Annotated in this window: 22 protein-coding genes and 5 pseudogenes; 15 read left to right on the top strand and 12 right to left on the bottom strand. The window is 73.0% G+C overall.

Annotation, left to right across the window (positions count from 1 at the left end; all coding sequences use genetic code 11):
- Positions 1-69: 69 nt before the first annotated feature.
- Complete coding sequence (locus N5875_RS17370; RefSeq protein WP_318212603.1) at positions 70-294, bottom strand: hypothetical protein; 225 nt, start codon at positions 292-294, stop codon at positions 70-72.
- Between the two features lie 109 nt (positions 295-403).
- On the opposite strand from N5875_RS17370, the gene N5875_RS17365 reads away from it, so the two are divergent.
- Complete coding sequence (locus N5875_RS17365) at positions 404-946, top strand: GNAT family protein (protein WP_338494641.1); 543 nt, start codon at positions 404-406, stop codon at positions 944-946.
- A 64-nt stretch (positions 947-1010) separates the two neighbouring features.
- On the opposite strand, the gene N5875_RS17360 is transcribed toward N5875_RS17365, so the two are convergent.
- Positions 1011-1952 carry a sigma-70 family RNA polymerase sigma factor gene (locus N5875_RS17360; RefSeq protein ID WP_318212601.1) on the bottom strand — a complete coding sequence of 314 codons (942 nt, stop codon included), beginning with the start codon at positions 1950-1952 and terminating at the stop codon, positions 1011-1013.
- Positions 1953-2081: 129 nt separating this feature from the next.
- On the bottom strand, positions 2082-3368 hold the full coding sequence (locus N5875_RS17355; protein WP_338494638.1) for an FAD-dependent oxidoreductase: 1287 nt from the start codon (positions 3366-3368) through the stop codon (positions 2082-2084).
- Positions 3369-3556: 188 nt separating this feature from the next.
- Here N5875_RS17355 and N5875_RS17350 point away from each other — a divergent pair.
- A pseudogene (locus N5875_RS17350) lies at positions 3557-5098 on the top strand (carboxylesterase family protein).
- A 21-nt stretch (positions 5099-5119) separates the two neighbouring features.
- Here N5875_RS17350 and N5875_RS17345 read toward each other — a convergent pair.
- Positions 5120-5771, bottom strand: a pseudogene (locus tag N5875_RS17345) (NUDIX domain-containing protein).
- A gap of 80 nt (positions 5772-5851) precedes the next feature.
- On the bottom strand, positions 5852-6220 hold the full coding sequence (locus N5875_RS17340) for a DUF4406 domain-containing protein (RefSeq protein WP_318212609.1): 369 nt from the start codon (positions 6218-6220) through the stop codon (positions 5852-5854).
- A 79-nt stretch (positions 6221-6299) separates the two neighbouring features.
- Between N5875_RS17340 and N5875_RS17335 the strand changes: the two genes are divergently transcribed.
- From N5875_RS17335 to N5875_RS17320, 4 genes are all read left to right on the top strand, one after another.
- On the top strand, positions 6300-7061 hold the full coding sequence (locus N5875_RS17335; protein WP_338494636.1) for a DeoR/GlpR family DNA-binding transcription regulator: 762 nt from the start codon (positions 6300-6302) through the stop codon (positions 7059-7061).
- A gap of 112 nt (positions 7062-7173) precedes the next feature.
- Positions 7174-7452: a hypothetical protein gene (locus N5875_RS17330; protein ID WP_318212597.1), complete on the top strand. Its 279-nt coding sequence runs from the start codon at positions 7174-7176 to the stop codon at positions 7450-7452.
- Between the two features lie 61 nt (positions 7453-7513).
- A complete protein-coding gene (locus N5875_RS17325) occupies positions 7514-7867 on the top strand; it encodes a DUF2087 domain-containing protein (protein ID WP_318212596.1) in 354 nt (117 codons plus the stop codon).
- The gene (locus tag N5875_RS17320; protein ID WP_338494631.1) at positions 7864-8502 is read left to right on the top strand and encodes a LysE family transporter; all 639 of its coding nucleotides are present in this window, start codon (positions 7864-7866) and stop codon (positions 8500-8502) included. The genes N5875_RS17325 and N5875_RS17320 overlap by 4 nt, the downstream gene beginning before the upstream one ends.
- 28 nt (positions 8503-8530) lie before the next feature.
- Here the strand turns inward: N5875_RS17320 and N5875_RS17315 are convergent, their stop codons facing one another.
- The 5 genes from N5875_RS17315 to N5875_RS17295 all read right to left on the bottom strand — a co-directional run bounded on the left by N5875_RS17315 (position 8531) and on the right by N5875_RS17295 (position 10874).
- Positions 8531-8866, bottom strand: coding sequence for a hypothetical protein (locus N5875_RS17315; protein WP_318212594.1), 336 nt, complete (start codon positions 8864-8866; stop codon positions 8531-8533).
- 37 nt (positions 8867-8903) lie between these two features.
- Complete coding sequence (locus N5875_RS17310; RefSeq protein WP_318212593.1) at positions 8904-9077, bottom strand: hypothetical protein; 174 nt, start codon at positions 9075-9077, stop codon at positions 8904-8906.
- Positions 9078-9118: 41 nt separating this feature from the next.
- A complete protein-coding gene (locus N5875_RS17305) occupies positions 9119-10150 on the bottom strand; it encodes a hypothetical protein (protein ID WP_318212592.1) in 1032 nt (343 codons plus the stop codon).
- 89 nt (positions 10151-10239) lie between these two features.
- Positions 10240-10446: a hypothetical protein gene (locus N5875_RS17300; protein WP_338494628.1), complete on the bottom strand. Its 207-nt coding sequence runs from the start codon at positions 10444-10446 to the stop codon at positions 10240-10242.
- 44 nt (positions 10447-10490) lie between these two features.
- Entirely contained in the window at positions 10491-10874 is a 384-nt protein-coding gene (locus N5875_RS17295; RefSeq protein WP_338499184.1) for a PIG-L family deacetylase, read from the bottom strand.
- Between the two features lie 218 nt (positions 10875-11092).
- On the opposite strand from N5875_RS17295, the pseudogene N5875_RS17290 reads away from it, so the two are divergent.
- The 9 genes and pseudogenes from N5875_RS17290 to N5875_RS17250 form a co-directional block, all read left to right on the top strand.
- A pseudogene (locus N5875_RS17290) lies at positions 11093-12055 on the top strand (asparagine synthetase B); the annotation flags it as partial.
- On the top strand, positions 11985-12944 hold the full coding sequence (locus N5875_RS17285; RefSeq protein ID WP_338499183.1) for an asparagine synthase C-terminal domain-containing protein: 960 nt from the start codon (positions 11985-11987) through the stop codon (positions 12942-12944). The pseudogene N5875_RS17290 and the gene N5875_RS17285, both read left to right, overlap by 71 nt.
- A 507-nt stretch (positions 12945-13451) precedes the next feature.
- Positions 13452-14294 carry a hypothetical protein gene (locus tag N5875_RS17280; protein ID WP_338494625.1) on the top strand — a complete coding sequence of 281 codons (843 nt, stop codon included), beginning with the start codon at positions 13452-13454 and terminating at the stop codon, positions 14292-14294.
- Positions 14295-14384: 90 nt separating this feature from the next.
- Positions 14385-15131 carry an SDR family oxidoreductase gene (locus N5875_RS17275; RefSeq protein WP_229314727.1) on the top strand — a complete coding sequence of 249 codons (747 nt, stop codon included), beginning with the start codon at positions 14385-14387 and terminating at the stop codon, positions 15129-15131.
- Between the two features lie 37 nt (positions 15132-15168).
- A pseudogene (locus N5875_RS17270) lies at positions 15169-15726 on the top strand (class I tRNA ligase family protein); the annotation flags it as partial.
- Positions 15727-15946: 220 nt separating this feature from the next.
- A complete protein-coding gene (locus N5875_RS17265; RefSeq protein WP_338499393.1) occupies positions 15947-16411 on the top strand; it encodes a hypothetical protein in 465 nt (154 codons plus the stop codon).
- Positions 16412-16466: 55 nt separating this feature from the next.
- Positions 16467-16739: a hypothetical protein gene (locus N5875_RS17260; protein ID WP_338499392.1), complete on the top strand. Its 273-nt coding sequence runs from the start codon at positions 16467-16469 to the stop codon at positions 16737-16739.
- 174 nt (positions 16740-16913) lie between these two features.
- Positions 16914-18119, top strand: a pseudogene (mshA, locus tag N5875_RS17255) (D-inositol-3-phosphate glycosyltransferase); the annotation flags it as partial.
- Positions 18120-18444: 325 nt separating this feature from the next.
- Positions 18445-18639, top strand: a complete 195-nt coding sequence (locus tag N5875_RS17250; protein ID WP_338494619.1) for a hypothetical protein — start codon at positions 18445-18447, stop codon at positions 18637-18639.
- Positions 18640-18735: 96 nt separating this feature from the next.
- Here the strand turns inward: N5875_RS17250 and N5875_RS17245 are convergent, their stop codons facing one another.
- Both N5875_RS17245 and N5875_RS17240 read right to left on the bottom strand, forming a co-directional pair.
- Entirely contained in the window at positions 18736-19815 is a 1080-nt protein-coding gene (locus tag N5875_RS17245; protein WP_318212586.1) for a LuxR C-terminal-related transcriptional regulator, read from the bottom strand.
- A gap of 48 nt (positions 19816-19863) precedes the next feature.
- Positions 19864-20157 carry a LuxR C-terminal-related transcriptional regulator gene (locus tag N5875_RS17240; protein WP_338494616.1) on the bottom strand — a complete coding sequence of 98 codons (294 nt, stop codon included), beginning with the start codon at positions 20155-20157 and terminating at the stop codon, positions 19864-19866.
- Positions 20158-20450 lie beyond the last annotated feature (293 nt).

The following is a 20450-nucleotide window of genomic DNA, read 5'->3' as shown; positions in this document are numbered from 1 at the left end:
GGTGACTTGGGCCCGGTGCCGCCTGACGTCTGAGGTACGGGGCGGTCGGCCGACGGCGGAGGCGGCCTCCTACGACGAGCTCATCGAGCACCGGGGAAGCAGGTCGTGCACGTCGTAGTCGGCTTCGGCGCGTGTGCAGGCGGCGAGGATCCGCAGCGCGGGGCCGTCGAGCCCGGCGACGAGCGCGTCGCAGGCCGCGCCGACGACATCGGCGGCGGAGAGCTCGCCCTCCCTCCAGAGCGCGGCACAATCCCGCAGCCGGCGGGCTGTTGCTTCGGTCGACGTCGACGACATCCGCTCATGATTCCCGTACTCCGGGGGATCGGCGAAGGGATATCGCCGGCCTCCCCACCGGCGGCTTATTGGTTTGCCGTCGGCGAGGCGGGTCGGATAGGAAGCTCGCATGCTTAGGGGTAGCAAGGTCGGGCTCAGGGCTCGGTACGAGGAAGACATCCCGGTTCTGCGGGCCGAGCTCTACGACGACGTGGTCAACGCCTCGCGGGCCGAGGCCGGGCCGTGGCGGCCGGTCACGCCCGGCTCGAAGGACCGGCGGCTCGTCGTGGACGACACGGTCGAGGGGCATGTGCCGTTCTCCATCGTCGAGTTGGAGGGAGGCACCCTGATCGGTAGCGCGAACCTGTGGGGCATCGACACCCACAACCGGGCCGCGCACATCGGGTTGGGGCTGCTGCCCTCGGCCCGTGGCAAGGGTTACGGCACCGACGTCGTCGCGACGCTGTGCCACTACGGCTTCGTCGTCCGCAGCTTCCAGCGGCTGCAGATCGAGACGCTGGCGGACAACACCGCGATGCTCCGCTCCGCCGAGAGCAACGGCTTCGTCCGCGAGGGCGTACTGCGCTCCTCGGCCTGGGTGATGGGCGAGTTCCTCGACGAGGTCATCCTCGGACTCCTCGTCCAGGACTGGAAGCCGAAGCCGGGGGTTTAGGGGGCCTTGCGCTCCGGGGCCCTCCACGGAGTCGGGGGCGCCGTACGGTGTCGTCTGCCTGAGGTCACCACGTGGCGACGACCGGCGCTTCCGGCGTGTGCCGCCGCCAGGCCTCGTCGAGTCGCGTCAGCCGGTCCGCGGTCGCGATGCCGTGCAGGGACGTGACCCTGCCGTCGCCGACCGCGAACGCCACCGCGCCCACGACCCGCCCGTCGACCACGGCGAGGACCGCCGGGCCGCCGTTGACCAGCGCGATGTGCATCGACAGCGAGCCGCCGGCCAGTCGCCGCTTCGCGGGCGTCGGCTTGAACCCGGCCCGTACGAACGAGGCGACGCGCTCGCGCGTTGTGACCCGCAGCAGCCGCCTGGTCAGTCCGGCGCCGTCCGAGACCGCCGTCACGTCGTCGGTGAGCAGCGCCACCAGCCGGTCGGTGCGCCCCGACATCGCGGCGGCCAGGAACTCCTCGACCACCCGGCGCGCGGACGCGGGGTCGGCCTCGACGCCGCCGCCGCGGCGCTCGGCGGCGACCCGGGTCCGGGCCCGGTGGAGGTGCTGCTGGCTCGCGGACTCGGTGATGTCGAGGATCCCGGCGATCTCGGCGTGGCCGTACGAGAAGGCCTCACGCAGGACGTAGACGGCCCGCTCGACCGGCGAGAGGCGCTCCAGGAGGGTCAGTACGGCCAGGGACACCGACTCGCGCTGCTCGAAGGTGTCGGCGGGGCCGAGCATCGGGTCGCCTTCGAGGAGCGGCTCCGGCAGCCAGGCGCCCGCCGAGCGCTCGTGGCGGGCGTGTGCCGAGCGGAGCCGGTCGAGGCAGATGTTGGTGAGGACCTTGGTCAGCCACGCCTCCGGCACCTCGATCCGTTCGCGGTCCGCCGCCTGCCAGCGCAGGAACGTGTCCTGCACGGCGTCTTCGGCGTCGGCGGCCGAGCCGAGCAGGCGGTACGCGAGCGAGGCCAGCCGGCCACGGCCGGCCTCGAAGCGATCGACGGCTGCGCTGTCCATGAGGAACACCCTAGGGGTGTCCGGCCGAGCGGGCCGGACCGGGCCGACCGGTCGGGCCGGGCTCGGTCGGCCCCGGCTCGGTCGCGCCCGGCTCGGTCGGCAAGGCACCCCCTGGGGCCGTCCGGCGGATCACGGACGGGGAGCCGGTCCGCCGGACAGGCCCTGGACCGCGACCCTCACGCCCGCACGCTCGGGCGTCGGTGCGGTGGTCAGGCGGCGCCTGCGCTTCGGCATGCCGAGCGTCGGGTGGGCGATGTTCCACCCGGCGCCGCTGAGCACGCCCGCCTTGAGCCGCGCGGCGGTCCTGCCGCCCAGGTACCAGGCCTTCGACCGGACGTCCCCGTCCACCATCTGGAAGATGGCGTCCCGCCGTCCGAGGCTGATGTGGTTGCCGTGGTACTTCAGCCCGACGGTCGGGACCTCGCCGCCCGTCAGACGCGCGATGATCGCCGCGGTCGCCTGCATGGTGGTGAAGCCGGCCGAGGCGCAGGACATCGGCAGCGGACGGCCGTTGTCGCCGATCGCGTGGACGGCGTCACCGGCGGCGTAGATGCTCGGGTGCGAGACCGAGCGCATGGTGCGGTCGACGACGATCCCGCCCGTCCCGGTGACCTCCAGACCGGCGGCGGCCGCGAGCGGGTGCACGGCGAACCCGGCCGTCCACACGGTCACGTCGGCCGGGATGGGCGTACCGCCGGCGGCGATCGCCCGCGTCGGCTCGACGGCCTCCACGGCGGTGTGCTCGTGGACGGTGATGCCGAGCCGGTCGAAGGCCTGGCGCAGGTGGCGCCGGGCCTTCGGGGAGAGCCAGGCGCCCAGCTCGCCGCGGGCGGCGAGGGCGACGGAGAGGTCGGGCCGGGACTCGGCGAACTCCGTGGCGGTCTCGATGCCGGTCAGTCCCTCGCCGACGACCAGCACGGTGCCGCCCGCGCCCAGGGCGGCCATGCGCTCGCGCAGACGCAGCGCCGAGGAACGGCCGGCCACGTCGAAGGCGTACTCGGCTGCGCCGGGGACGCCGTGGTGGGCGACGGAGCTGCCGAGGGCGTAGAGGAGGGTGTCGTAGGGGACTTCGCCGGTGCGGTGGTCGGTGCTGTTGTCGCCTTCGCCGTGGGTGCCGCCGTCCTTGCCGGTCGTGGTGGCCACCGGGGTCACGGCGACGGTCCCGCGCTCGGGGTCGATGCCGGTGACGTGCGCCAGCCGGACCCGCACTCCGGTACCCGCGAAGACGTCGGTGAGCTTGCGGACCGCGAGGTCCTGGCCGCTCGCGAGCTGGTGGAGCCGCATCCGCTCGACGAAGTCGGGGGCGGCGTTGACGACGGTGATCTCGGTGTCGGCGGGGGAGAGCCGGCGCGCCAGGTTTCCGGCGGCGTAGGCCCCGGCGTATCCGGCGCCGAGTACGACGATGCGGTGCTTCATGGCGATGCTCCTGTCTCGTTCGGGCGCCCCTTGAACGAGACGGAGCGCCGATTGCTGACAGGAGGCGGATGTGACGCCGGTCACGTCGACGCGGGCCGTCGCATCCCGTCCGATTTACATCGATGGTGCGTCAATCTTCGTGGTCTTGGTGTTGGCCTGTGCGCGCCGCGAGATGCAAAGCTCCGTCCATGGACATCTTCAGGACGAACAACGGTCTGGCCCGAGGCTTCCGGGCTTCCGCCGATGTCGTCGCCGCGCTCGGCATCCCCTACGCCGCCCCGCCCTTCGGCGCCGACCGGTTCCGCGCGCCCCTTCCGGCACCCGCGTGGAGCGGTGTGCGGGACTGTACGAAGTTCGGCCCGATAGCGCCGCAGTCGGCAGAGCTCCCCGGCTCACCCGTGTGGTCTCCCGGCGACGGCGACGGCGACGGCGACATCCTCACCCTCAACATCTGGACTCCCGTCCCCGACGGCGGTCGGCTCCCCGGCCGACTCCCCGTCCTCGTGTGGATCCACGGCGGTGCCTACACCTTCGGCTCCTCGGCCCAGCCCGACTTCGACGGCCTCGCGCTCGCCCGTGCCGGTCTCGTCGTGGTCACCATCAACTACCGCATCGGTTTCGAGGGCTTCGGCCACGTCCCGGGCGGCGCGGCGGCCGGCCACCCGGACAATCGCGGTCTGCTCGACCAGGTCGGCGCTGCGGTGGGTACGGGACAACATCGCCGCCTTCGGTGGCGACCCCGGCAACGTCACGATCGCCGGACAGTCCTCCGGCGCCGCCTCGATCGCCTGTCTCATGGTGATGGACCGCGCCCGCGGCCTGTTCCACCGTGCCATCGCCCACAGCCCCGCCAGCCCTTGCTACACGCGCGAGATCTCCGAGGCGACCACCCGTGAGATCGCCGCGGCGGCGGGCTGCCCCGCCACGCCCGAGGGCCTGACCGCCATGACTCCGCAGGCCCTGGTCACCGCCGCCGACCAGGTGGTCGACGACTACCGGCGGGACCCCGCCTCCGGATCCCGTCACTACGACCCCTCGCTCTACGCCCCGGTCCTCGACGGCGACGTCCTGCCCACCGACCCCCTCGCCGGGATCGCCGCCGGCGCGGCCGGGGAGTGGACCTGCTGGTCTGCCACGCCACCGAGGAGTACTGGCTGCTCGACGCCGTCGGCAGCTGCGCGAAGGTCACCACCGACGAACAACTCGCGGTCTTCGCCGATGACTTCGGTCTCCCCGAGGGCCTCGTCGCCGGATATCGCGCCGCGATGCCCGATGCCCCGGTGCTCGACGTCTACCTCGCCGTCTTCGGCGACCTGCTCTTCGGCGAGTACGGCAACCGGCTCGCTGAGGCCCACGCCCGAGCGGGCGGCAGGACGTTCCTCTCGCGCTTCGACCGTCGGCGCACCGGGCCGGAGGGGACCGTGCGGGCCTGGCACTGCGCGGACATCCCCTTCGCCTTCGGCACTCTGGACGACGACGCCGTGGCCTTCCTCATCGGCGGTACGCCCACCCCTGCCGACCACGAGCTGTCGCGCCGCATGGTGCGTGCCTGGGCGGACTTCGCCGCCGACGGGAACCCCGGCTGGCCGTCGCTCGACGAGGACCCCCCGTCGCAGGTCAAGGTGTGGGCCGACGGCGACGACAGGACCGACGGCAAGCCGGCCGCCGGCCGGCCGGTCTCCCTCCGCGCTCCCTGGGCCGGAGCACACTTTCCCGTCCTGCGTCCGTAAGCAAACAGCTCTGCCCCCGGCTCAGGCGAACGGCCCGTCCAGCGCCGCCCACTGCAGCAGCAGGATGGTCTTCCCGTCGGCGATCCGGCCGTCGCGGGTCATCGCGAGGGCCTCGGTGAAGGGAAGTTCGAGGACCTCGATGTCCTCGCCGTCCTCCTCCAGTCCGCCGCCGGTCCCGGTCCGGTCGGCCGGGGTGTAGGGCGCGGCGAAGAAGTGGAGGCGTTCGGTGACGGATCCGGGGCTCATGTACGCGTCGAGGACGTGGGTGAGCGGGCCGAGGGTGACGCCGAGTTCCTCGGCGCTCTCGCGGCGGACCGCGGTCAGCGGGTCGTCGGCGTCGAGCAGCCCCGCCGCCGCCTCGACGAGCATGCCGTCGGGGTGGTCGTTGACGTAGGCCGGGTAGCGGAACTGCCGGGTGAGCAGGACGGTGCCGCGCTCGGTGTCGTACGGGCAGGACGACGGCGCCGTTCCCCCGGTCGTACGTCTCGCGCTGCTCGGTGACCCAACGCCCGTCGCGGCGGCGGTAGTCGAAGGTGGTCCGCCGCAGAACGTGCCAGCCGCGGGAGGTGAGCTCGACGTCGCGGACCACGACACCGGGGTTCCGGTCGAGATCGCGTCCGGCGCGGTCGAGGTGGGTCCGGCCCCGGTGGTCGGGGACGTCGACGCCGGGCAGCCGGTCGTCAGGCAGCTGGTCGTCGGGCAGCTGGTCGTCGGGCAGCCGGTCGCCGGCCCGCCCCCGCGCGGGGCCGGTGCTCACGCGTCCTCCCGCGCCGTACGGCCGGGGATCTCGGTCACGTCGTGGTAGACCGGCAGGCCGCGGCGGCGGGCGGTGGCGACGTCCTGGTCGGCGCCGGTGGAGTCGCCGGGCAGCCGCAGTACGGCGTCGCAGTGGGCGAGCAGACGGTCGGCGGCCGGGTACAGGACCTGCTCGGCGAGGGGGTCTGTGGGACCCGCGCCGGCCGAGTGCAGGACGGGCAGGGCGATCCACTCCCCGATCACGGGGAGATGGCCCGCGGCGAAGACCGGCCACGCCGCGGCTTCCAGGCGGGCGAGGTTGGCGGCCATGGCCTCCGGGTCGCCGTCGGTGCCGGAGCGGTAGGGCCCGGCGATGAGGATGAGCATGGGCTTGTCGAGCGTCTGCTGGTCGTCCATGGCGCGCTACGATACATGCAGAAACGTGCAAGAACAGGAGAGAGTGCGGATGCTGGCTGCCGAACGGCGCGACCACCTGCTGGAACTGCTCGCCCGCGAGGGCAAGATCGTCGCCAAGGACGTCGCCGCCGAACTGGGGATCTCCGAGGACAGCGTGCGGCGCGACCTGCGCGATCTCGCGAGCGAGGGGCTGTGCCAGCGGGTGTACGGCGGGGCGCTGCCGGTCTCGCCGGCCGTGGCGGACTACCGGTCCCGGCAGTCCGTCGCACCGGACGGCAAGCGGAAGGTCGCCGCGGTGGCCGCCGGTCTCGTACGGCCGGGCGGCGCGGTGATCCTCGACGGCGGCACCACCGCCCTGGCCGTCGTCCACGCCCTCCCGCAGGACCTGGCGTGCACCGTGATCACCCACAGTCCGACGATCGCCGCCGCCCTCATCGACCATCCGCGGGCGGAGGTCTTCCTCATCGGCGGCCGCGTCTACAAGCACTCCGCCGTCGCCTGCGGCGCCGCCGCCGTCGAGGCCGCGCAGAACGTCTCCGCCGACCTCTGCTTCCTCGGCGTCACCGGCGTGCACCCCGACGCGGGACTGACCACCGGCGACGCGGAAGAGGCCGCCATGAAGCGCGCCCTCTCGGCGCGCGCCGCGGACACCTACGTCCTCGCCTCCTCCGAGAAGATCGGCACCGCTTCGCGCTTCCGTGTCCTGCCGTGGGAGGAGATCAGCGGGCTGATCACCGACGCGGACCCCCGCGACCCGGTGATCGGGCAGCTCACGGCGCGGCGGGGCGTCGAGGTCCTCCCCGCGGGCTGACGGCCGCGTCGCTCGTTCGGAGTGCGCCGCCGTGCGGGGTGTCCCGGCCGCTGGTGTGCTGGTCGCGATCTCGCACGTTCATCTCCGCCGCCCCACACACAGGAGCAGCGGCATGGCTGTCATCGTCACCGTAGAGATCCCCGGCGGCACGCAGGAGCAGTACGAGGAGACCACCCGGCTCCTGGAGGCCGCCGACTGGTTCCCGCCGGAGGGGTTCCTCGCGCACGCCGCCGGGCCCGACGGAAGTGGGGGGTGGCGGGTCGTGGACTTCTGGGACTCCGAGGACGCCTTCCTCGCCTTCGTGGAGAAGGCCCGGCCGATCTTCGACCGCGGCGGCGGCCGTACGATCCTGCCGAAGGTGCAGGAGGCCGTGAACGTCATCCTGAAGTGAGCGGGCGTCCACGGCGAAAACCCTTTGCGGGGCCGACCGGTGGCCGTCAGGCTTCACCCTCATGACCAGTCATCCTTCCCGTCCTTCCGGCGAGGCCCGTCCTTCCGGCGAGGCCCGTCCTCCCCGCCCGGTCGCGGACCTGTTCTCCGCCGACGGGCGCCTCAAGGCGATCCCGCGCAGGCCGGCCCGCCGTGAGGACCTCCTCGCGCACCTCGCCGAGAACCTCTTCGCTCCCGACCGGGACTACCGCGAGCCCGAGGTCAACCAGGCGCTGCTCACCGTCCACGAGGACTTCTCCGCCCTGCGGCGCTATCTCGTGATCGGCGGCTTCCTCGCCCGGACCAAGGACGGCTCGGCGTACCGCCGACAGCAGCGGACCGGCTCCCCCGAAGGTGCGATCCCCGCCGTCGCGTGACCACCGCGGTGGTGGCCGGCCTGCTCGCCGGCTACGGCATCGCGATCCCGGTCGGCGCGGTCGGGGCGTATCTGGTGGCCGTGACGGCCCGTACCGGCTGGCGTACGGGCGTGGGCGCGGCGCTCGGAGTCGCCACGGCGGACGGCGTCTACGCCGTGATCGCCGTGGCGGGCGGCTCCGCGCTGGTTCCGCTGCTGGCGCCGGTGACGACCCCGCTGCGATGGGCCTCGGCCGTGGTGCTCGTGGTGCTCGCGGTACGGGCGGCGTACGTCGCCGTCACCACGTACCGGACGGGCGGGCTCGCCTCCCGCGACGACGGGACCGACGGGACGGCCCTCGGTCCCGCCCGTGCGTACCTCACCTTCCTGGGGATCACGATCCTCAATCCGATGACGGTGATCTACTTCGCCGCACTCGTCCTCGCGACGGGCCCCTCGGCGCCCGCGACCCTCCCCGACAGGACGGCCTTCGTCCTCGCGGCGCTGCTCGCCTCGGCGAGCTGGCAACTGCTCCTCGCCCTGGGCGGGACGCTGCTGGGCCGGACCCTGACGGGGGCCCGGGGGCGGCTGACCACGGTGCTCGCGTCGAGCACGCTGATCGTCGTCCTCGCGGTACGGCTCGTGGCGCGCTCCTGAGCGAGCGTCCAGGGTCCGCTGACCGCGCTCAAGGACAAGATCGACGCGACGGCCTGAGCGGGACCGGCGCCGAGGGGGCCGACGCCGACAGCGCCACGGCCCCCGCGACCGCGAGCACCGCGCCCGCCGCGAGCACGCCGCGGCGCGAGCGCCAGGAGAGCACCGACCAGCAGGACTGGGCGGAGAGCAGGGAGCCGACGCTCGCCCAGGACCCCACGGAGCCGGCCGACAGCGCGGAACCGACCGAGCCGACGGACAGGAACGACCCGACCGAGCCGATCGAGAGGGTCGATCCGACGGACCCGATGGACAGGAACGAGTCCCTCGACCAGAGCGACAGCGACGAACCGCAGCGAGAGGTCATACCTCGATCGTAGGCCCGCTCCAGCGGACCCGGACGTCTAACCCGCGCAGGCCGGCAGGAACTCCAGACCCTCGGGGGTGCCGAAGCGCACCACCGCGAGGTAGGCCTCCGGGTAGTCGCAGCCGGCCTCCGTCCACTGGAGCGCGAGGACTGTCCAGACGACGAAGACGGCAAGGAAGAACCAACGCCAGCCCTTTGACATGTACGCCAAGTACCCGCCGTCCCCGCGGAGGAACCGCTTCCTTCCGTGCCCTACCTCATCCACCAGAAGCGGCCCCTGGTCTCGTCGTCGGTGTCCTTCGCGTCCTTGGAAGCCGCGCGGATGGCGTCGGAGAGAGGGCCGGTCAGGTGGTTGCCGAGGGCGCGGGTGGCGAGGACGAGATCGTCGACGAGCGGGCTGTAGCCTGCGGCGATCGAGGATCCGAGCGTGCCGCTCGCACCGAACTCCGTCACGTCGAGTACGGCCCGGCCGAGTTCCGCCGACGTCTTGTCGCGCAGGTGGGTGGCCACCTTGTCGAGGGATTCGACGGCGCGCTTGTGCTCGTCGTGCTCGATCCAGAAGTTGTGGGACGAGTGGCCGCCCGCGGACGCCAGCCGCATGGTGTCGCCGCTGATCGCGCGACCGCCCTCGCCGCCCCCGGTGCCGCTTTCGGCCCCCGGCGCCGTGCTCCCGTCTCCTTGTCCCGTGATGCCCGGTGCCACCCCGCCGATCGCCCCCTGGTCACCGTTCCCCGTGCCCTCCGGGAGTCCGGCGATCTGCTTGAGTGACCGGACGTCGGAGTCGTTCCGCACGAGGGTCAGGCGGGAGTTGCTCCGCGTCCGGGTCGTGGCGATCTCGGGCTCCAGCTGCGCCCTGGTGATCGCGGCCTCCGACTCCTCCTCCGCCGAGTGGTCCACCTGCCCGGGCATTTCGCCCTCGGACAGCAGGCTGAGACGCCTCTGGAAGTCCTCGACGATGTCGATGACCGTGTCCTTCGTGTCGCCGATGATGTCGGCGGAGCCGCTGAGCCCCTCGGCGATCGCGCCCGCCGCCGCGGCCACCCTGTCGAACTTCCTCACGAACTCGTCCCAGTGCTCCCCGAGGGCCTTCGTCGCCTCGCCCTGCCCGTGGGAGACCAGGCGCTGGACGGCCTTCGTGGCGTCCGCGCGGTCGTCGGGAAGGTTCCCCTGGAAGGTTCGCAGGTTCTTGGCGCCGTCACGGCACAGGTCCTCGTTCGCCTCGACCCAAGGCAGCCGGTACAGCTCCATCTGCAGCTTCATCTGTTCCGAGCGTCGGTCTGTCATCGCATGAACTCCCCCGGATCACGTCCCGTTGGGCGCCACGGTCTCACGCGCCCCCGAACCCCACAAGGCTGACCGGCACCGGTCCGCGCTCAGTCGATGTGCACGATCTGGAACGCCTCCGCCATCCGTCCCGCCGGTAGCCCGCCCGCCGTCGCGTGTTCGCCGAGCCAGGTGCGCAGGAGGCCCGCGAGGTCGTCGAAGTGGGCCGTCTGGGAGGTGTGGATGCGCAGTGCCTCGACCTTGCGGTCGAAGACGGGGGTGACGTCCACGTACTGGTTCGGGGTGGGGCCGGTCATCAGCCAGAGTTCGTGGACGGTCCACGGCTCCAGGCCCTCCTCCTTCAGCAGGGAGGGGTGGGCGAAGGGGTTGCGGGCCTCGGGGTAGACGGCGCGCAGACAGGCGTCGCCGACGGCGCGGTGGTCGGGGTGGAGGTCGGCGACCCGCGCCCAGTTGATCTCGGGGAGGGGATGATCGCGCGCTGCGGCCGTACCTCCCGTATCACCCGGCACAGGTCGCGGCGGAGTTCCACGGAGGCTTCCACGAAGCTGTCGGGGTAGCCGAGGAAGCGGACGTCGGCGACGCCGCTGAGTTTGGCGGAGTGGACCTGTTCGGCGCGGCGCAGATCCGCCATCGCCTGGCGGGGGAGCCTGTCGTCGTAACCGCCGGCGCCGCCGTCCGTGACGATGCAGTACGTCACGCGGGTGCCGCGCTCGATCCACTGCATGACGGTGCCGCTGACGCAGAACTCGATGTCGTCGGGGTGCGCGGCCACGACGAGCAGCGATTCGGGGGCGGTGCGAGCGGTGTGGTCGAAGTCCTCCATGAGGTCAGCCTGTTGGGGCGGCGGGGGCGTCGCAAGGCCAAGCCTTGGCGTGAACTGGACATGGCACTTACGCGCCATTCAAAAAGTTGGTAGATTCAAATCATTGGTCAAGTTGGGTGATGTGCTTGGAGGGTGACCGCTATGTGCAGGATTCTCGGCTCCTTCGCCGCGGGGGCGGCGGCCCACGCGGACCGCCCCGAGCCGGCCCAGCTCGCGGCGGTCTCGGCCCGTCAGCGCACGGCGGACCCGACGAGCACGCCGTGCTCACCGGGCCCGGCTGGGCCCTCGGCTGCGACCGGCTCGCCGTCACCGACCCCTGCGGCGGCCGGCAGCCCTACCGGCTGCCCCACCTCCCCGGCATCCTCGCCGTCCTCAACGGCGAGATATACAACCACGCCGAGCTGCGCCGCACCCTCGCCGCCCGCGGCCACCGGTTCCCCGACCGCTGCGACGGCACGCTGCTGCCCGCGCTCTACGCCGAGTACGGGCCCGCGTTCGCCGAGCACCTCGACGGCATGTTCGCCGTCGCGATCCTCGACCTGCGCCCCGGCAGCACCCAACTCGTCCTCGCCGTCGACGACATGGGCATGAAGCCGATCCATCTCCACCACGACCCGTACGACGGCTCCACCCGCTTCGCCTCCGAGATCCCCGCGCTCCTCGCCTTCGAAGGGGTACGGATCTCCCCGCGCGAGGACTCCCTCGACACCGTCCTCGCCACCCGTACGTCCTTCTCCACGCACACCGCCCTCGACGGCGTCAGCGTCCTGCCGCCCGGGGCCACCGCCTTCGTACGGCCCGGCGCCGCACCCGTCGTACGCCGCCGGGGACCGCACCGGAGCACGCCCGTCGGCGACACCCAGGACGTCCTGCGGCACGAGGTGCGGCGGCTCGCCGAGGCCGAGGTGCCCGTCTGCGCCATCACCAGCGGCGGCCTCGACTCCGGTCTCGTCACCGCGCTCGCCGCCGAACACGCCCGCGAGACCGACGCGCCGCCGCTGCACACCTTCCATCTCACCTACCGGGGCCGGTGGCCCGACTCCGAGGCGGCGTACGCCCGTTCCGTCGCCCGCCGGGCCCGGACCGTGCACCACGAGGTCGCCGTCGACCCCGACGAGATCGGCTCCCTCCTCACCCGGACCGTCCCCCCTCGGCCAGCCCAACGCCGACCCCATCGCCCTCTCCACGTACGCGCTGTTCCGCGCCGTCCGCGAGAACGGCTTCACCGTCGCGCTGACCGGCGACGGCGCCGACGAACTCTTCGGCGGGTACGACCGGATGCGCGCGGCGCTCGCTGCGCCGGCGGGGACGGACTGGGCGGGGACGGACTGGGCGGCGTCCTACGCGGACGCGCTCTCGGCGGCGCCGCGGCTGCTCCGCGAGCACCTCTACACGTCCAACTACCGTGCCCACATCGCCGATCAGGGCTCGGCGGCGGACCGCATCGAGCAGGAGCTCCGCTCGGCGGAGGCCGTCGGCGAGGACCGGCTCACCGCGATGACGGCCTTCGAGACGCGGTGGCGGCTGCCCGCGTACCACCTGCGGCGCGTGGACCACCTGTCGATGGCGTGGGCGGTCGAGGCGCGGATGCCGTTCTGCCAGCCGGCGGTCGTGACGCACGCGCGTGCGCTGCCGACGGCGGCGCGGACGGGGAAGCGGGCGCTGTACGAGGCGGGGGCGGAGCTGTTGCCCTCGGCGGTCCTGCGCCGCCCCAAGCAGCCCTTCACCCTGCCGCTGTCGGCGATGCTCGCACCCGGCAGTCCGCTCCTGGAAACGGTCCGGGAACTCCTGTCCCCGGCCCGCCTGGTCCTGGGCGGCAAGGTCCGGGCGGACCGCGTCCAGAAACTCCTCACCCGTCACTGCGAACGACCCTCCCACCACGACGCCCAGGCGCTGTGGGCCCTGGCGGTCCACGAACTGTGGACGGAGGTGGTCCAGGGCATGCGCATCCCGATCGGCTGTGCGGCCTGACCCCCCGGGACCTCCGCGCCCCGCCACAGCGCCTGCGGCCGCCACGGCGCCCGTGCCTGCGGCGCCTGCGCCCACGGCCGCCGCGTCTACCGCCCCTGCGCCTGCGGCTGCCGCGCCTCCCGCGCCTGTGGCGCCTGCGCCCCCGGCTGCGGCCCCCCGCCCCGCCCGTGTGGGCAATCGTCCCGCAGGGCGGGACGGGTGGGCACACGGGACGGCGCCCTCCGGCGGCGCCTCCGCCCCCGTAACCGGCCCGCACCACCAGGGCGACGCGCTTCCGGTGCGGGTCCAGGCACAAGGAGCGGAGGCACCCGCAAGGGTGCCGTCCGTTGTGCCCACCCTCCCCCAGACTCCGTCCGGGGGGACCCCCACCGCCCCTGCGGAACGTATGCCCACAACGGGGGTGGAGGCGGCCCTCGTCCGCGCCCACGACGCCCCCGGCCCCACCCTCGTCCTCCGGCTCGACCACCTCCCCCCGGCGCCCTCGCCCTCGGCGGAGAGCTGGCGGCGTTGCGCCACGCGCTCGCCCGCACGCCCCACGCCGGGATCGGCAAGATCGCCCTGTACCGCCCCGCAGGCCACGGCCGTCTCGACCACCGCTTCGTCCAGGCCCTCCCCGACGGCGGTTTCGACTTCCGCGCCGGATGCGGACACTCCCTCCTCGCCTGCGTCGTCGCCGACGGCCGCCCCGGGCCCGTCACCGTCCGCGCCGTGACCACCGGCGACACCGTCCTCTGCGAACCGCAGCCACATCCGCAGCCACATCCGCAGCGGCAGCCACAGCCGCAGCCACATCCGCAGCGGCAGCCACATCCGCAGCCCCACCCGCAGCCGCAACCCCACGGCGACGCCTACACCCTCAGCTTCCTCCGGGCCCCCACCGCCCCCGGCACCCTCCCCACCGGCCGCCCCGTCGACCTCCTCGACGGCACCCCCGTCTCCCTCGTCCGCTACGGCAACCCTTACGTCTTCGTCGACGCCCGAAACCTTCCCCAAGAGGCCCTCCACGACCGGCTCCTCGCCCTCCGCGCCCACGCCGCCCGCCTCCTCGGCCATCCACCCCACTCCGCCCTCCCCAAGATCGCCGTCTTCACCGCCGGTCCCGGCGGGATCGCCGTCCGCGCGCTCACCGTCGGCGGCTGGCACCCCCGGCTCGCGCTCACCGGCGCCGCCGCCCTCGCCGCCGCCGGCGCGATCGACGGGACCGTCGTCCCGCCCGTGGACGGCGCGGTCCATACCCCCGGCGGCACCGTCACCGTCTCCACCGCGCCCGACCGCGTCCGCGTCCACCACAAGCGCGCCGAGCTGCTCGAAAGGCTCGTGCTGCCGTGGCGTATCCACGCAACGGCGTGAACGCGCACCCTCTCGCCAGGCCCGCGGTCCCTTTCCTCTGCCACGCTGAAATGGACCGGCCATCGGTATCCGTGGGGAGAGCAGGCACACATGAAATTCGAGAATCTGCGTGTCGTCGTGACCGGAGCGTCCCGCTATTTCGGTCGCGCGCTCGCCGTCGGATTCGCGCATCTCGGTGCCGAGGTCTATGTCTCGGCGCGGACCGTCGAGGCCGCCGAACGCACCCGTACCGAAGTCATGGGCTCGGCCCGTGACCGTATCCACGCCTTCGGCTGCGACCTCAGCAGGCCCGCCGAGATCCGGGAGTTCGCCGCCCGCGTCGGCGAACGCACCGACCGGGTCGACCTGTTGGTCAACAACGGCGCCCGCTGGCTCGACGGCATGGACCTGGAGGCGGCCAGCGACGCCGAGATCGTCGAGACGATCGAGTCGACGGCCGGCGGCACGGTCCTCATGGTGAAGCACTTCCTGCCGTTGCTGCGCGGCTCGCTGCGGCCCGACATCGTCAACATGGTCGCCGTCCGTGACGCCGAGGGCGCCTCCGCCGCGGCCGCCGGCGCCGCCCACGAGGCCTTCTGGGCGGCGAAGAGCGCCCAGGCCGGATTCGCCGACATCCTCTCGCGCCGCCTCCGCCCCTCCGGCGTCCGCGTCTTCTCCCTCTTCCCGCCCGACTTCTCGACCTCCGACCCTCGCTTCGCGGAATGGGACGGCTCGAATCCGGACGGAATAGCACCCGACGAGAAGCTGACCACCCAGGCGCTTTTCGAATGCATCGTCTACGCGGTCGAGCAGCCCCGCGACTGCTTCATCCGTTCCTTCCACTTCGAACCGCGCTGAGCCCACCGCACCACAGCGTCAAGGAGGTTCCAGCCCCATGAGCACCCCCGTCTGGATCACCGCGACCCCTCCCGCCACCCACGGCGAACTCCACATCGGCCACCTCGCCGGGCCGTACGTCGCCGCCGACGTCCTCACCCGCTATCTGCGCGCCGAGGGCGAGGCCGTCCGGTTCACCACCGGTACCGCCGACCACGCAAGCTCCGTCGAGGTCCGCGCGCTGCGCCACAACCGCAAGCCCGAGGAGGTCGCGGAGGGCTACCGGGCCGCGATCACCGCGGACTGGCTACGGTCGGGCGTGGAGTTCGACCACATCGTGCGCCCGCGCCGCGACAAGGGCTACGGACGCTGGGTGCAGGACCTCTTCGGGCGGCTCTTCGCGCAGGGCGTCATCGCCCCGCGCACCCGCCTCCTCCCGTACTGCGAGCCCTGCGACCGCTGGCTGTACGGGGCGCACGCCACCGGCACCTGCCCGCACTGCGGCGCGGTCAGCGACGGCGGCATGTGCCACGAGTGCGCGCGGCCGAACGACGGCGGCGACCTGATCGGCGCCCGCTGCGCGCTCTGCGACACCCCGGCGGTGGCCCGCCGCTGCCGCCGGCTCTACGTACCCCTGGAGCCGTTCCGGGAGACGCTCGCCGACTACTGGGCGACGGCCGGGCTGCCGCCGCGGCTCGCCGCGCTGTGCGAGTCGCTCGCTCGTCGAGGACGGGCTGCCGGACATCGCGGTCGGCCACCCCGCCGAGTGGGGCCTCCAGGTCCCCGTCGAGGGCTTCCCCGACCACCGGATCGACGGCTGCTTCGAGGCCGCCGCGATGCACCTCTTCGGCTACGACGTGAAGGGCCCGCTGCCCCGCCGCGCGATCCACTTCTGCGGCTTCGGGCACGCCTTCTGCCACGCCGTGCTGCTTCCGGTGCTGCTCCTCGCGCAGGACATCAAGCTGCCGCAGGACTTCAACGTCAACGAGTCGTACGTCATCGAGGAGGGCGTCCAGGAGGGCAACGTCTGGGCGCTCGACCTGCTCACCGAGTACGGCTCCGACACCCTGCGCCGCCATGTCCTCCAGGCCCGCCCGCTGGGCCGCCGCACCGTCTTCCACCGGGAGCGGCTCGCCACCGCCCGCCGCGAGCTGGACGAGAACTGGAACAGCTGGCTGTCCCGGCTCTTCGCCGCCGTACGGGAGGAGTGCGGCGGTCTCGCGCCGCGCAGGCCTGCCCGGCGGCACCGGCTGGGAGATCCTGGAGCGGCGGCTGCACCGGGGCGTCGACGACCTTCGTGAGGCGTACGGCCCCGATGCCTTCGACCCGCGCCGGGCCGTCGCCGTCCTGGACGAGATGGTCCGCTCGGCCGCTGACTTCGGTCACGTCAACGCCCACGAACGCTGTCGGCCCAGCACCTCCTGCCGTCATCTCCCTGCGCTCGCCGCCCAGTTGGCGGTCGCCTCGGCCCTGTCGGCCTGGTCGCGGCCGGTGATGCCGGAGGGCGCGGACCGCCTTGCGGCGGCGCTCCAGGTGGCGCCGGGCCGTCCGGTCGACTGGCACGCCCTGACGGCCCCCCTGCCGGGGACCCGCCTGGCACCCCCGTCGGGCCCGGTCTTCGGCTTCTGACCCGCCCTCCGTACTCCTACTACTAAGCAACTAAGTAGCCCAGTACCCAGTAACCGGTACCCCGGTACCGTCCGATCCCCCACCCTGCCGCGTGACCGTGCGCGCGCGCGAGCGACGCGCAGGGGCACGTGGCTTCCCTCCCCTCAGGAGCCCCTCGTGTCCCTGCGCGTCGCCATGCTCAGCGTCCACACCTCCCCGCTCCACCAGCCCGGGACGGGGGACGCCGGCGGCATGAACGTGTACATGGTCGAGCTGTCCCGCGCCCTGGCCGAACAGGGCGCGGAGGTCGATCTGTTCACCCGCTGCCGGGGCGAGGACCTGCCCCCGCTCGTCGAACTCGCCCCCGGGGTGCGGGTCCGCCATCTGCACGCGGGGCCGCGCCGGGCGCTGCCCAAGGAGGCCATGCCCGACCTGGTGGTGCCGTTCTCGCTGGCCCTGCTCAAGGAGGAGCGGCGGTACGACCTGCTCCACTCGCACTACTGGCTCTCCGGGCAGGCGGGCCGGATCGCCTCGGTGGGCTGGCGGATCCCGCTGGTGCACACCGCCCACACCCTGGCCCGGGTGAAGAACGCCTCGCTGGCCGCCGGTGACACCCCCGAGCCGGAGCTGCGGGTCCGGGGCGAGCACCAGGTGGTGGGCGCCGCGGACCGGCTGATCGCGAACACGGCAGACGAGGCCGAGGCGCTGCGGTCGCTGTACGGGGCGGCGGGGGAGCGGACCGAGGTGGTGCGCCCGGGGGTCGATCTGCGGACCTTCCACCCGGGGGACGGCCGGGTGGCGGCGCGGGTCCGGCTCGGGCTTCCGGCCGACGCGTTCGTGCCGCTGTACGCGGGCCGCATACAGCCGTTGAAGGGCCCGGACGTGCTCGTACGGGCGGTCGCCGAGCTGCTGCGGGAGGCCCCGGACCTGCGCCGCCGGCTGCTGGTGCCGGTGGTCGGCGGCCACTCGGGCGCGACCCGCGAGGGGTCGGCGTGGCAGCTCGCCGCGGATCTCGGGGTGACGGATGTGCTGCGGTCCTGCCCGCCCGTACCGCAGGCGCGGCTCGCGGACTGGTATCGGGCGGCGGACGTCCTGGTGGTGCCCTCGCGCAGTGAGTCGTTCGGTCTGGTGGCCCTGGAGGCGCAGGCCTGCGGGACTCCGGTGCTCGCGGCGGCGGTCGGCGGGCTGTCGACGGCGGTGTGGGACGGGGTGACGGGGCTTCTGGTGCACGGTCACGACCCGTCGGACTACGCGCGCAGGCTGCGCCGGCTCGCGGCGCACCCGGCGATGGTGGAGACGATGGGGGAGGCGGCGGTGCGGCATGCGCACGGGATGAGCTGGCGGGCGTCGGCCGCGCGGACCGTCGAGGTGTACCGGGGGGCGCTGGCGGAGACGCGCCGGCCGGTGTTCTCCGGCGGGGAGCGGGTGGTGGGGCAGGGGCGGCGGCACGCCCCCTACCCCGACGGCCTCTCTCTCCTGGAGGAACGAGAAGACCGTCGCACCAGTCTAGCACCTCTTTTGGTTCGACCAAAAGTTAGAGGCGGCCAGGATGAAGTAATTCCGTTCCCGCGGCGGCCTATTGACGCAATCACGCCATGGCAGGTCCACGCATCGAACAACTCTGGATTCGCCTCGGGGGAGCTACAGAATGGAGATGTCTTCAGGGAGCGCCCGGCGGCACGGGCCCCCAGAAGGCGGAATTCACATTCCAACTCCTGGAGGAATCATGTCCGCTGAGCAGAACTCCGGAATTCGCATGGCCGTCCGTCAGTTCGCCCTCGCCCTGGTGGCGTGTCTGGCCGTCGGGGGCGGCGCCGCCCTGGCGACCACCGCCGACGCCGCCCCGGCCGGGCAGCAGCAGGCCGGTCCGACCGACGACTGGCCGCACGCCGTTCCCACCACCACCTCGCCGATCAACTGACGCATCCGGCGCGGCCCGGCCGGCCGCACCTCTCCCGGCCGGACATGAGAAAAGCCCCGCAATCGACCTGCCACGATTGCGGGGCTTTTCGGGTGCTCAATCCAGCCAGCCCAGCCGTACCGCCCGTACACCCGCCTCGAAGCGACTCGACGCGCCCAATTCCTGCATGAGTTCGGAGAGCATCCGGCTCACCGTGCGCAGCGAGACCCCGAGATTGCGGGCGATCTTCTCGTCCTTCATCCCGGCCGCGAGCATCTGCAGCGCCGCCTGCTGCTGCTCCGAAAGGCCGTCCCCGCCCCGCTCGGGCGCCACATGGTCCCCGTAGGGCGAGGCCGTGTGCCAGCAGTGCTCGTACAGGCTCAGGAAGGAGCGGACGAGCAGCGGCCCGCGGGCCAGGATCGCCCCCTTGCCGGGCTCCTCGGGACGCAGCGGCACGATCGCGTACTGCTCGTCGACGATGACCATCGTCATCGGCAGATCGGGCGCGATCCTGACCTCGACACCCAGCTCCGCACGGCGGTTGAGGACCTCCGCCGCCTCCGGCCGGGCGGCGTCCCTGCCGCGGTAGATGGCGCGGACCCGCACTCCGTGGTCCAGCTTGCGGCGGTCCCGTTCGAAGATCCGCTCGGGGACCTGCCGGGCCGGGCCGGTCGGATACATCGAGCAGGACGCCTCCTGCGTGACGTCGATGATGTCCTCCAGCGCCTGCTGGATCCGCCGGTAGTCGGTGATCGCCTCGACCGCGATCTGGGAACGGGTCAGCGAACCCGGCCGGAGAAACGTGCCGGCCAGCGTCTCCAGCGCGCTGTACGCGTGGTCGGCCTCGGCCAGATGCTCCCGCAGTCGGGCCCGTTCGCGGTCCAGGATGCGCAGCAGCGCGATCTCCGGATCGACCGAGGCGACCGCGTCCGCGTCCGGCTGCCACCGGGCGTCACGAAGGTCGGCACTGGTGGCGTGGGTGCTGGTGGTGGGAACGATGAGACCGAGGGAGATCAGTTCGGCGCGACATCGCTCGTACTCCTCGGCCCCGAGCCCTAACTCCTTCGCGACCTCCGGGAAGTTCGACACGCCGCGCCGACGCAGCTCGCGGTGGAGGGCCACCAGCTGCGCGTCGGCCCGGCCGTCCGCCCGGCCGTCCGCCCGGCCGTCCCTCATGGAGCCATCCGTCGTGATCACGGCGAGGTTCCCCCTTCTCTTCGTGGTCCGGTGTCCCGAGCCGTCAGATTACGTGCCGTGCGAGCGCGGGTCCTCGGTCAGGAGGCCGAGCATGAAGGCCCTCGACCCGGCCTCGAAGCGGCTCGACGCGCCCATTTCCTGCATGAGTTCGGAGATCTGACGGCTCACCGTGCGCAGCGAGACCCCGAGGGCGCGGGCGATCCTCTCGTCCTTCATGCCCGTCGCGAGCATCCGCAGCAGCTCCCCCTGCTGTTCCGTGAGCCGGTCGCCGGGCCCGCCCGGGTGCAGGGCGGCGAGATCGGTCCGGACGACATGCGCGATCTTCGGGTCGACGGTGGCCACCGTCCCGAGGTCCGGGCGCCGGTCGGCGCGTCGCGCACGTCGGAGCGGGTGGCGTGTGGGGTGCCGGTCGGCACGATCAGGCCGAGCGAGGTGAGGTCCGCCCGGAAGCGGGCATGTTCCTCGGCCGCCGGCCCCGCGGCGGCGGCCCCCGCGAAGTCCGCGACGCCGCGCCTGCGCAGCTCCCGGTAGAGCGGGACGAGCCGGTCGGCAGACCGGTCCGGCACGCCGGTGTCCGCCGTTGCCATGCCGCCCCTCGTGTCGTCGACTTCCCCTGCCCGCTGCCCGCTGCCCGC

Source organism: Streptomyces sp. SJL17-4 (assembly GCF_036826855.1).
Lineage (GTDB): Bacteria > Actinomycetota > Actinomycetes > Streptomycetales > Streptomycetaceae > Streptomyces.
The sequence above is the reverse complement of the archived record's forward strand: the minus strand, read 5'-3'. Positions and strand labels throughout refer to the sequence as shown.